General features: G+C 56.0%; 9 protein-coding genes. 5 read left to right on the top strand and 4 right to left on the bottom strand.

The window, feature by feature from the left end; all coding sequences use genetic code 11:
• Positions 1-44 precede the first annotated feature (44 nt).
• Entirely contained in the window at positions 45-1,382 is a 1,338-nt protein-coding gene (locus BFV63_RS10640; protein ID WP_023324619.1) for a TolC family outer membrane protein, read from the bottom strand.
• Between the two features lie 734 nt (positions 1,383-2,116).
• On the opposite strand from BFV63_RS10640, the gene BFV63_RS10635 reads away from it, so the two are divergent.
• Both BFV63_RS10635 and BFV63_RS10630 read left to right on the top strand, forming a co-directional pair.
• Positions 2,117-2,860 carry a DeoR/GlpR family DNA-binding transcription regulator gene (locus tag BFV63_RS10635; RefSeq protein ID WP_022651161.1) on the top strand — a complete coding sequence of 248 codons (744 nt, stop codon included), beginning with the start codon at positions 2,117-2,119 and terminating at the stop codon, positions 2,858-2,860.
• Between the two features lie 13 nt (positions 2,861-2,873).
• Positions 2,874-3,941, top strand: coding sequence for an oxidoreductase (locus BFV63_RS10630; RefSeq protein WP_048240841.1), 1,068 nt, complete (start codon positions 2,874-2,876; stop codon positions 3,939-3,941).
• A 40-nt stretch (positions 3,942-3,981) separates the two neighbouring features.
• Here the strand turns inward: BFV63_RS10630 and cybB are convergent, their stop codons facing one another.
• From cybB to BFV63_RS10615, 3 genes are all read right to left on the bottom strand, one after another.
• Positions 3,982-4,512 (bottom strand): cytochrome b561, encoded by a 531-nt coding sequence (gene cybB, locus BFV63_RS10625; RefSeq protein WP_048240843.1) that lies wholly within the window; start codon positions 4,510-4,512, stop codon positions 3,982-3,984.
• Between the two features lie 87 nt (positions 4,513-4,599).
• Positions 4,600-6,039 (bottom strand): aldehyde dehydrogenase, encoded by a 1,440-nt coding sequence (gene aldA / locus BFV63_RS10620; RefSeq protein WP_032658358.1) that lies wholly within the window; start codon positions 6,037-6,039, stop codon positions 4,600-4,602.
• A 199-nt stretch (positions 6,040-6,238) separates the two neighbouring features.
• Positions 6,239-7,033 carry a YdcF family protein gene (locus tag BFV63_RS10615; RefSeq protein ID WP_072199621.1) on the bottom strand — a complete coding sequence of 265 codons (795 nt, stop codon included), beginning with the start codon at positions 7,031-7,033 and terminating at the stop codon, positions 6,239-6,241.
• A gap of 214 nt (positions 7,034-7,247) precedes the next feature.
• On the opposite strand from BFV63_RS10615, the gene BFV63_RS10610 reads away from it, so the two are divergent.
• From BFV63_RS10610 to BFV63_RS10600, 3 genes are read left to right on the top strand one after another with little or no spacing between them, the layout of a single operon-like run.
• Positions 7,248-8,900, top strand: coding sequence for an MFS transporter (locus BFV63_RS10610; protein ID WP_003857293.1), 1,653 nt, complete (start codon positions 7,248-7,250; stop codon positions 8,898-8,900).
• A 22-nt stretch (positions 8,901-8,922) separates the two neighbouring features.
• Positions 8,923-10,005 carry an HlyD family secretion protein gene (locus BFV63_RS10605; protein ID WP_003857294.1) on the top strand — a complete coding sequence of 361 codons (1,083 nt, stop codon included), beginning with the start codon at positions 8,923-8,925 and terminating at the stop codon, positions 10,003-10,005.
• A complete protein-coding gene (locus BFV63_RS10600) occupies positions 10,002-11,381 on the top strand; it encodes an efflux transporter outer membrane subunit (RefSeq protein ID WP_023324614.1) in 1,380 nt (459 codons plus the stop codon). Before BFV63_RS10605 ends, BFV63_RS10600 begins: the two co-directional genes overlap by 4 nt.
• Positions 11,382-11,434 lie beyond the last annotated feature (53 nt).

The following is an 11,434-nucleotide window of genomic DNA, read 5'->3' as shown; positions in this document are numbered from 1 at the left end:
CCATTATTGTCTGACTTATTTCGCGCAGAAAGGTGCGCCTTTTTTTAACTTAAATCAGGTAATTTCGCGGCAGCGTTTTTCTCTATTCCGATAAGCGGCATGAGATTATCCACCGCGGAGGCGTAATTAATCGCCGCACTCCAGCCATCGTATTCAGCCATTATTTTCGCGGAGGTGGCAGACCAGACATCCTGCTCCACGCTGAGCAGATCGTTAATGCTGCGCTTGCTCAGGGTATATTCATTTTTGTAGACATCGCGGGCGCGCAACGCATTTTCCAGCTGACGTTTCCCGGCTTCCATTCGTCCACGCGCCCCGGTCCAGTCGGCCTGTGCGACGGAGGCTTTTTGCAGGACATCAAAACGGGCCTGATCGACCTGCGACGATGCCATTGCCCTTGCGCCCTCGGCCTGACGGACGCGCGCCGAGACCGCGCCGCCCTGATAAAGCGGTGCGTCAATATTGAGCTGGATCTGATCATCCCAGTACGCGCGATTATCCGACTCATACCGGGTCCGGCCCCCTTTCAGGCTTAAGGTCGGCCAGTGCTGAGACTTCGCGGTTTCTACGCCGTACTGGGCTGAACGCTCCATGTTCTGCGCGGCCATCACCGTTGGGATCAGTGAATAATCAATCCGATTGAGAGAATCCGGCTCCACGGCCAGACCACCCGGAACCGGTGAATAGCGTTCAGCCTGTATGCCAGTTAATACCGCCAGCCGCGCGCGGGCGCTGTTCAGGGATGCATTGTACTGCTCTACCGTCGCCTGCATCCCGGCAATACGGGTGCGGGTCTGAAGCTCATCAGAGGTGGAGCTTACGCCAGCGTCGGCGCGGAGTTTGGCCAGCTGCTCAACGTTTTTAAGCGCCTGCACGTTCTCTTTTGCCGCCTGCAACAGATCGCTGTAGCGTTTCACTTCCACATAGCTGAGCGCCGTTTTTTCCGCGACGGCAGACATCGTGCTCATCAGCTGGTAGCGATAGCTGTCACGCTGAGCTGAAGACTGGCTGATGCTGTTGTTGGTCTTGCCAAAATCGTACACCAGCTGCGTCAGACTCAGGCCCCAGGCTGCGGAATTTCGCAACGAGCCGCTTGAATCGGTGGTCTGGCTGTGACCTGTACTCCCGTTCAGGGCTATTTGTGGCATCCAGCCACTGCGCGCTTCGTCTATTTGTGCCTGGCCGATCCCCAGCTGTGCCGCCTGCTGGCTCACCGAGGGGTCGCGATCGAGAGCGAAAAGAATACTTTCTTTCATCGTCATTGCCGCAACGGGAGATATCCCCGCCTGGCCGTTATTTGCATTAGCCGCAGTCACCACCAACGAAATTAAGGTCAGGGAGGCAGATAATCTGAGTAACCTGTTATTGCATTTCATCTTCATAATATCCCCCGACTCCAGGTGATAGCCAAATAAATACCCAGGAAGAGGTACAAATAATTCGCCAGAAATCCATTGCCCCTTCTCCATTAATTCCGGGCAAGAGTTCCCCTAACTCATTTCAATTGAGATGAGAGCCGTTCAATCCCTTTTTTTCTTTTAAGAATTTACTTAAATATTTAGTGATTCGCAGCATAACAAAATGTGATATAAGCAACCACACCCGCAATGTTAATGTGTTGTTACAAATAAGAAAAAAGATGGGGTTTCTGGACAAAACGTTATAAAGGACCTTTCAGATGAAACAAATAAACCCCCTGTAATATAAAGAAAATTCTAAAATACCCCGGTGTACATTTTTGCGTTAATTTCACCACGAATCAGACACAAAGATTTTCAAAGAAATGTCAATTTAAGTAATCCACCGAATAAAACTGGATTATTTTGCTTTATAAACACAGATTGTTAGATATATACACTAATTTATAATTGAAAATTAGTTATAAATATCAATTAGGCGCTGTAATGTGGCAGCTTAAGCCAAATTTATAAGTAAAACATAGCGATAACAACATACCTAAAAGATACCTACATGTTTTTGATGACTGATTAATGCGATATCAATAATCACACCATTAAACTGTTTTTGGATAACATCCCGCGCCTGTCCCGATTCCCTTTTCTGCAAAATGCTGTAAACTGCGAAGTATTGCGACATTTTACAGGATACTGCGCCCATGCATAAAACCGCCAGACAGAAATATGTGCTTGATATCATTACTGAACAAGGCCAGGCCAGCATTACCGAGCTGGCAGATCGATTGCAGGTTTCAGCGGACACCATCCGTCGCGATCTGACCGACCTGGAAAAACAGGGACTGGCACAAAAAAACCATGGTGGCGCCATCGCGCTGAATCTCTCGACGATGAACCGGGTTAGCAGGAATACCTTGCTGCCTGAAATCAAGCAGCGGCTGGGTAAACAGGTTGCGCAATGCGTGCCTGCGGGCTCGACGCTGTTTCTGGATGCCGGAAGCACACTGCTGGCCGTTGCCTCTTTCCTTCATGGGCCGCTGACCATCATCACCCCTTCTCTTGATATCGCCCAACAGGTGAGCGATCGGGAAGGTATCGACCTGATCCTGCTCGGTGGAAAGTGGGATCAGAAACAGCGCCTGTTTGCCGGAAGCGCCACCCTTTCACTGCTCTCTCGCTACCGGGCGGATATTGCCATCCTTGGCGCATGCGCCATCCATGCCGAACTCGGATTGAGCGCCAGTCAGGAGGCGGATGCCGAAGTGAAGCGTGCCATGCTGGCCGCAAGCCAGGCGCACTGGGTAGTCGCCGACCATCTAAAACTCAACCAGTGCGAACCGTATCTGGTGTCAGGGTTATCCGAGATTCATCAACTGTTTTTAGATCGTCCCTGGGCAGAGCTCGGGGACCATAGCGCCGTGCAGGTTACCGTTTGCGCACATTAACGTGGAGAAGGTCATGAATAAAGTGAAGACAATGAATATTGCGCTGATCGGGTATGGTTTTGTGGGTAAGACGTTCCATGCCCCGCTGATCCAGTCCGTTGACGGCCTGAAGCTGGCGGTGATCTCATCCCGGGATGAAGAGAAAGTGAAACGCGATCTGCCGGACGTGCTCGTTGTCGCCACGCCGGAAGAGGCCATTCAGCACCCGGATATCGATCTGGTGGTTATCGCCTCCCCTAACGCGACCCATGCGCCGCTTGCCACCCTGGCGCTCAATGCCGGCAAGCATGTGGTAGTGGATAAGCCGTTCACGCTGGATATGCAGGAAGCGCGGGATCTGATTGCGCTGGCTGAAGAAAAACAGCTGCTGCTTTCTGTCTTCCATAACCGCCGCTGGGACAGCGATTTTCTCGGCATTAAGCAGGTGATTGCGCAAGGCAGCATCGGCAAGGTGAAACATTTTGAGTCGCATATCGATCGTTTCCGCCCGGAGGTTCGCGTGCGCTGGAGAGAGCAAAACGTTCCCGGCAGCGGCCTGTGGTTCGACTTAGGCCCGCACATGATTGACCAGACGCTACAGCTTTTTGGTCTGCCGCAGTCGGTACAGGGCAACATCGCCACCCTGCGTGACGGCGCGGAGATTAACGACTGGGCGCACGTGGTGCTGAATTATCCGGAACACAAAGTGGTCCTCCATTGCAGCATGCTGGTGGCGGGCGGCGTATCCCGCTTTACCATTCACGGTGACAAGGCTAGCGTGGTGAAAGCGCGCATCGATCAGCAGGAAGCCCAGCTGCTGGCAGGCGTCATTCCGGGTAGTGAAAGCTGGGGTGAAGACAGCGACGCTATGGTGCTGCTTAATGCCCAGGGTGAAGCCAGCGCTATCCCTGCGCCAAAAGGCGACCAGCGACAGTACTATATAAACGTGCGCGATGCCCTGAACGGCAAGATTGACAACCCGGTCCCGCCGATGGAAGCCCTGGCGGTGATGGCGGTGCTGGAAGCAGCTGTAAAATCTTCAGAAACGGGTACAACTCAGGAACTGGACTTAACGGCGCAGGAGCGCGCGCAACTGCAATAAGCCGCAAAAAATGCCCTGCGGGTTTGCAGGGCATTATCGGTTACTGACGCTTTTTCGGCATCATGCGCAGCAGCGTGTTGTCTTTCCAGAAATAGTGATGCGTCAGCGCGGCAAAGGCGTGCAAACCAATCACGAAATATCCCAGATTGGCCAGCGTCACGTGCCACGCTTTTAGCGTATCCACCAGGTCGAAATTCCCCTCCGCCGCATGCGGCATCGTCAGGCCAAACGCAAACCAGTCATTTCCCCGGTTATACATCATCACCATGCCGATCAGCGGCAGCGCAATGAACAGCAGGTAGATAACCAGATGCCCCAGATGGGACAGCCCGGTAATCATCGCTTTTGGTTTCGGTTGAATAGGCGGAGCCGGGAATTTGAGGCGGATAAGCAGGCGCGCCACCATCAGCACCAGGATGCTGATCCCGCAGGAAACGTGGATCATATTAATGAGCGGACGATCGCTTCGCGGGAACCATCCCCTGAACTCCATGGCGCAATAGGCCATAATAACTAACAGAAAAACCAGCCAGTGAATGCTGATTTGCAGACCCGTATATTTTGTGCGCATGTTGTTTCCCGATAAATAACCATTATCGCGCCAACATAACCACCTTTCCTGAAAATGTGAACCCCCTCGCATGGAGGGGGCTCCTGATTACGACTGCAAATAGACCACCTGCGTCTGCAAATACTCATTCAGACCGTGTTTACCATCTGCCCCGCCGATACCGGATTTCCGCCAGCCCGCATGGAAGCCCTGCATCGCTTCAAAGTTTTCACGGTTAATGTAGGTCTCGCCGAACTTAAGCCCCTTAATGGCTTTCATGGCGACGTTCAGGTCCTGCGTATAAACAGACGAGGTTAAACCGTAGTCGCTGTCGTTGGCCATGTTCAGGGCCTCTTCCAGGGTGTCGAAAGCCACCACCGGCAGCACCGGGCCAAAGGTCTCTTCGTGCATGATGGCCATATCCTGACGCACGTCCAGCAGCAGCGTTGGGGGATAAAAGTACCCTTTACCTTCTGCCGCTTTACCGCCAAGGACCACTTTGGCCCCCTCCTGCACCGCGCGCGCCACCTTCTGCTCCACGCGCTCCAGCGCGGCGGCGTTGATCAGCGGCCCCATGGCAATATCCGTTCGCTCAGCCGGATTGCCAAACTGGACGGCTTTCATTGCCTCGCCCAGACGATTCACAAAGCGGTCGTAGATCCCCTTCTGGACATAGACACGTTCCGCGCAGTTACACACCTGCCCGGTATTGATGACGCGTGAATCCACAATGGCCTTCACGGCCAGCTCAAGATCGGCATCGTCCATCACGATGGCCGGGGCTTTACCGCCCAGCTCCAGCCCCACTTTGGTGATGTTTTTCGCAGCCGCAGCCATGATCTTTTCACCTGCCCCGACGCTGCCGGTCATGCTGACCATCGCCACTTTCGGATTCCCGGCCAGCTCCTGTCCGACGGTTTCACCCCGGCCCAGCACCAGGTTAAAGACGCCTTTCGGCAGGCCAATCTCATCGACGATTTTGGCAAACGCAATGGCGTTGTTTGGGGTAAATTCGCTCGGTTTGATAACGATGGTGTTGCCGGTGATCAGCGCGGGTGCAAGCTTACGGGCAATCAGGAAGAAGGGAAAGTTCCACGGCAGAATGCCGGTGGTGACGCCAAGGGCACGCTTAAACACCAGAATATTCTCGCCCGGACGGTCGCTCTGAATGATTTCCCCTTCATACCGGCGCGCCCACTCGGCCATATAGTCGATATAGTCAGCGGTAAAGTTCACTTCCACTTCCGCCAGCTGCTGGATCTTGCCGCCTTCGGCCACAATCAACGCGCTGATTTCACTGACGCGCTCGCGGATCCCGGCGGAAATTTTGCGTAGCCAGCTGGCGCGTTCAATGGCTGGCAGCGCCTCCCAGCCAGCCTGCGCGCGCTCTGCCGCGTCAATGGCTTTGCGGGCGTCCTCGGCGGTGCCGTCGGGAATACGGGAAATGACCTCTTCCGTGGCCGGATTGATCACGTCAATCCATGCATCACCCTGCCAGGCAACAAACTGTCCATCAATATACATAGGATGTTGTACGGGTACTGTCATAACCTGCTCCTGTAATCACACTGTTTTTAACAAGTAAACTTATTGTTAAAAACTATAATTACCGGGGCAATTGCCTACTCTATGAATCTGTTTTTGTGAGATATCTCATAAAAGATGCGGGTCAGCCCGTTTCCAAAATCACAAATCGGCAACAAAGGCTGCCCGTTTGCGTAAAAGATGGCGCAAACGGGCAAGAGCATTACAGCAGAGAACGGCTCACCAGCGCGTCGGTGAGAATGACGTCGTTTCGCAGGATCTGCCACGCGGCGTCCACGTCGGCAGGGATATCGACATGGGCAATGAAATCACGTCCCGCCGGACCGTAGCCGTTGATGTCGTCCCTGAGTCGCGGAAATTCACCCAGCACCAGCGACAGGTAACGTTCTACCGGCCATAACCCCTCGGCCGGGCCGCTAAACACCAGACCGTCGTCGCTGTTTTGCAGCACGGGCGTCAGGCCGGGATGACTCACCCATGCGGGCGCTGCGGCCTCGTCGCGGCATACGCGGGCAAACGTAGCCATTGTGCGCCGCTGCATCGTCGGGTCCTGCACCACCAGCACCCGGGCGGCGTTCAGTCCGGATTGTTTCATCAACGCCCGGCTGAAGCGGGCGTTTTCACCACAGTTGGTCGACTGATCCTCAACGTGAAGATGCTCAGCCGGAATGTTCCAGAATTCACGGGCGATGTCGGCCAGAATAGCTGCCTCAGCCCGCCCGGTGGTGGGTATCCTGTTATAGCGGGGGTGTTTCGCAATCGCGGCGTAGAGGAAGGTCGTCGAGTGACCGATCCCGCCGCTGATGATCAGAGGAACACCCTGTTCAGCCGCGTTTTTACAGGCAGCATCAATCGCGGGGATCACCGCATTACCCGCCAGAATCACCAGATCAACGGGCTGATTGTCCTGATAGTCGTCCTGAGCAAGCCACGCCCCAACGGTATTCACGGCGTCGAGTGTTGTGCCAGGCAGACAGGGGAAAAGTGCCATTGTCATCGTTACCTCCTTACAGCATACAGAGTCATCGATTATCCCCCTTTCTGCGCGTCATGCTATGGCATGAATGCTGAAAAAACGGGCTGGAACGTTCTCAAAAAGCACTCACATTTGATTAACTTGAGAAAATCGTATTCACTTGAATTATGATTTGCGTCAGCCTTAGAATCATTAGCCCGCTCACAATTCAACATTTTGAAAGGTAAACCACGTTATGCGCCTGCCCCAACGCGACCCTTATGCTCCTCGCGAGTGGCAGCCACACGAGAAACCCGCCCTGCTGGGTTCCCCTTCCACCCCGGAACATCCAACCCCAAAACGGATCGCCTATGGCGTGGTCGGTCTGCTGGTATGTCTGACCGGGGCGCTGGGTAACGCGGTCGTCACCGCTAATCTGCAAAATCTGCAAGGCACTTTTGGCGCCTGGTCAACTGAAATCGCCTGGTTGCCTGCCGTCTATGTCATGACCAACGTGTCCATCAACCTGCTGCTGGTAAAGTTTCGCCAGCAGTACGGTTTGCGCGCCTTTACGGAAGGCTTCCTGGTGCTGTATGTGCTGGTCACCTTTTTCCACCTGTTTGTGAACGATCTTAGCTCGGCGCTGATGGTAAGGGCGGCACACGGGATGGTCGCCGCCGCGCTCAGCTCGCTCGGCATTTATTACCAGATCCAGGCCTGGCCCGCAAAGCATCGACTGAAGGCGCTGACCATTGGCATTACCGGGTCGTCGCTGGCGATCCCGCTGGCGCGGCTGTTCTCCACCGAGCTGTTACAGCTTGATGAGTGGCGCGGGCTGTACTTCTTCGAGCTGGGTCTGGCCCTGATCTCCCTGGCCTGCGTGATGGTGCTAAAGCTGCCGCCGGGCGATCGGCGCAAAGTCTTCGAGAAGAAAGATTTCATCACCTTCTTTTTGCTTGCGCCCGGCATGGCGCTGCTGTGCGCGGTTCTGTCGCTAGGGCGTCTGGACTGGTGGTTTGAAGCGCCGTGGATCGGCTGGGCGCTGGCCCTCTCGCTGGTGCTGATTGTCTCTGCGATCGTGTTTGAACATAACCGCAGCAACCCGCTGCTTAATACCCGTTGGCTGTCCAGCGGCAGCATCGTACGCCTGGGGCTGATTATGCTGCTGATCCGCATCGTACTGGCGGAGCAGAACACGGGCGTCATCGGCTGGCTGCAATATGTGGGCCTACAGAATGAACAGATGACCCATCTGGCGTGGGCTATTTTCGCCGGGATCGTCTGCGGTATCGTCACCAGCTGTCTGACGATTAAGCCCACTAAACTGGCCTGGCCGATAATCACCTCGCTGGTGCTGATGATCGTCGCCTCGCTGCTGGACAGCCAGTCCAACAACCTGACCCGGCCGGATCAGCTTATTTTCAGCCAGTTCCTGCTGGGCTTCGGCAGCGCTTTCTTCCTCGCGCCTGCGATGCTGGCAGCCATTGGCGGGGTGATCGCCGACCCGCGCAACCTGGTCAGCTTTTCCGTGATGTTTGGCATGAGTCAGAACCTTGGGGGCCTGCTGGGTTCCGCGATCCTCGGCACCTTCCAGACCTGGCGCGAGAAGTACCATTCCAGCCTGCTGGCTGACCAGCTCACCACCCTTAACCCGCTGGTGAACGAACGCATTCAGCTTTACACCCAGATGTACAAAAGCCTGATTGGCGACAGTTCCCTGCTGGGAACCCAGGCCATTACCCAGCTCCAGACGGTGACGGCGCTTGAGGCAAACATTCTGGCTTACAACGATACTTATCTCCTGACGGCGAGCATTGCCACTGCCACGCTGGTCTGGATTTTATGGCGCTTGCTGCGCCTGCGCATCACCGCCCGTATGGCCCTTAAGAACGCCACTGGCAACAAGTAATGACTATTTTTCAGGAGAGGTTATGAGTCAGCAGGATGCCGCCAAAGAGCAGGCCAACACCCGTAAAAACGTGCGCGTCGTGTCCATTTTCACCGCCGCGGCTATCGGCATTGTCGGGGTACTGGTGATCCTTTATGCCTGGCAGCTGCCCCCGTTCACGCGTCATGCCCAGTTTACCGATAACGCCTACGTGCGCGGCCAGACTACGTTCATCAGTCCTCAGGTAAACGGCTACATTACCGAGGTCCATGTTCAGGATTTCGCGCAGGTTAAAAAAGGCGAGCTGCTGTTGCAGATAGATGACCGTATCTATCGCCAGCGCGTCCATCAGGCCGAGGCGCAGCTGGCAATGAAAATTGCAGCTCTTAATAACAACCTGCAACAGCGCAGAAGCGCGGAAGCGGTGATTGCCAAAAACGAGGCGGCGCTGAAAAACGCCCGTGCCCAAAGTCTGAAAACCCAGGCGGATTTGAAACGCGTGAAAGAGCTGACCGCGGACGGCTCCCTTTCCATTCGCGAGCGCGATTCGGCACTGGCCAGTGCCGCCCAGGGGAGCGCCGATATCGACCAGGCGAAAGCAACGCTTGAGATGTCGCGTCAGGATTTACAAACGGTTATCGTCAATCGCGGCTCGCTGGAGGCCGACGTTGAGAATGCAAAAGCCGCGCTGGAGCTGGCGCAGATCGATCTGCAAAACACCCGGATTGTCGCGCCGCGTGATGGTCAGCTCGGGCAGATTGCAGTGCGTCTGGGGGCTTACGTCGCCGCCGGGACGCACCTTACCACGCTGGTCCCGCCGCAGCACTGGGTGATCGCCAATATCAAAGAGACGCAGCTGGCGAATTTACGCGTCGGACAGCCGGTGAAATTCACCGTCGATGCCTTAAACGATAAAGCCTATCAGGGCCGCGTGGAGAGCATATCCCCGGCCACAGGCGTCGAGTTCAGCGCTATCACCCCGGATAACGCCACGGGCAACTTTGTTAAAATCGCCCAGCGCATCCCGGTACGCATTGAAGTACTCGGTGAGCCGGAGGCGTACCGGCTGCTGCGCCCTGGCATGTCGGTGCAGGTGACCATCGACACGCGGGAGGCGAAACAATGACGCTTCGCCCGATAGCCGGCCTGCTGATGATGGCTATCCTGGCGGGATGCCAGTCGGTTGACGTTGAGCCCGCCAAATCGTCCCTGCACATACCGGCCCAGTGGCGCGCGACGTCGGGGCCAGCCAGCCCGACAGAGCAGCTCTGGTGGCGAAATTTTCACGACAGCAATCTGAACCGCTATGTGGATCAGGCGCTGAAGAACAACAGCGACGTGCTGATTGCACGCGAGCGGATTAACGAGTACCAGGCCCGGGTGTTCGCCGCCGACGGCAGTCTGTTCCCGTCGCTTGACGCGGGCGTGACCGGGACGCGCGCACGCTCGCAGTCCGCCGCCACGGGGCTTCCGGTATACGGTACGTTGTACAAAGGCAGCCTGACCGCCAGCTACGACGTGGATATCTGGGGCGTAAACCGTAGCACCTCCCGTGCCGCTGAAGCATCGCTGGAGGCACAAAAGGCGGCGGCAGCGGCGGCTGATCTTACCGTCGCATCATCGGTGGCCTCCGGGTATGTCACCCTGCTGTCGCTGGATGAACAGCTTCGCGTTACCCAATCCACGCTGAAGTCGCGTGAAGAGGCGTTCAATCTCGCCAAACGACAATTTGAGACGGGATACAGCTCTCGCCTTGAGCTGATGCAATCGGATTCTGAGCTGCGCGCCACCCGCGCCCAGGTTCCACTGCTTCAGCACCAGATTGCACAGCAGGAAAATGCGCTTAGCCTGCTGCTGGGCAGCAACCCGGGTGACGTTGCGCGCGGTGAAAGCTTTGATGCCCTGACGCCGCTGAAACTGCCCTCCCAGCTGCCGTCGACACTACTCAACCGGCGCCCGGATATCGTTCAGGCGGAACGTCAGCTGATTGCGGCAGACGCGACGCTGGCGGCATCGCGCGCCAGCCTGCTGCCGTCAATCAACCTCACGGCCACGGGATCGGTGCAGGATCGCACGCTGTCGGGATTGCTGGATAACCCCCTACAGCTCTGGAGCGTGGGCGGCAGTATTCTTGCGCCGCTGCTGAACCGTCAGGCGCTGAATGCGCAGGTGGATATCTCCCAGTCCCAGCGGAATCAGGCTCTGTATAGCTACGAAAAAACCGTGCGTAACGCGTTTGCTGAGGTGAATGACAGCCTTGATGCCATCACCCGCTATCAGGAACAGCTTACCGAGCTGCTGGCACAGCAGGCGGTCGCGCAGGAGACGCTGCGGATTGCGCAAAACCGCTACCGCAACGGGTACTCTTCTTATCTGGATGTGCTCGATGCGCAGCGCACGCTGTTCTCGGTGCAGACCAGCGTGGTACAGGTGAAAAACAACCTGTTGCTGGCGCAAATTGATTTGTATAAAGCGCTGGGCGGCGGTTGGAGCAGTGCGTGAAAACATGCCGGGTGGCGCTGCGCCTTACCCGGCCCACATGCTCTCCCGTAGGC

This window comes from Enterobacter hormaechei subsp. xiangfangensis (assembly GCF_001729785.1).
GTDB lineage: Bacteria > Pseudomonadota > Gammaproteobacteria > Enterobacterales > Enterobacteriaceae > Enterobacter > Enterobacter hormaechei_C.
The sequence above is the reverse complement of the archived record's forward strand: the minus strand, read 5'-3'. Positions and strand labels throughout refer to the sequence as shown.

What these genes read in the sequence shown, in the direction of transcription:
- BFV63_RS10640 (WP_023324619.1), bottom strand. Translation starts at nt 1,382, where the DNA reads ATGAAGATGAAATGCAATAACAGGTTACTCAGATTATCTGCCTCCCTG.
- BFV63_RS10635 (WP_022651161.1), top strand. Translation starts at nt 2,117, where the DNA reads ATGCATAAAACCGCCAGACAGAAATATGTGCTTGATATCATTACTGAA.
- BFV63_RS10630 (WP_048240841.1), top strand. Translation starts at nt 2,874, where the DNA reads ATGAATAAAGTGAAGACAATGAATATTGCGCTGATCGGGTATGGTTTT.
- cybB (WP_048240843.1), bottom strand. Translation starts at nt 4,512, where the DNA reads ATGCGCACAAAATATACGGGTCTGCAAATCAGCATTCACTGGCTGGTT.
- aldA (WP_032658358.1), bottom strand. Translation starts at nt 6,039, where the DNA reads ATGACAGTACCCGTACAACATCCTATGTATATTGATGGACAGTTTGTT.
- BFV63_RS10615 (WP_072199621.1), bottom strand. Translation starts at nt 7,033, where the DNA reads ATGACAATGGCACTTTTCCCCTGTCTGCCTGGCACAACACTCGACGCC.
- BFV63_RS10610 (WP_003857293.1), top strand. Translation starts at nt 7,248, where the DNA reads ATGCGCCTGCCCCAACGCGACCCTTATGCTCCTCGCGAGTGGCAGCCA.
- BFV63_RS10605 (WP_003857294.1), top strand. Translation starts at nt 8,923, where the DNA reads ATGAGTCAGCAGGATGCCGCCAAAGAGCAGGCCAACACCCGTAAAAAC.
- BFV63_RS10600 (WP_023324614.1), top strand. Translation starts at nt 10,002, where the DNA reads ATGACGCTTCGCCCGATAGCCGGCCTGCTGATGATGGCTATCCTGGCG.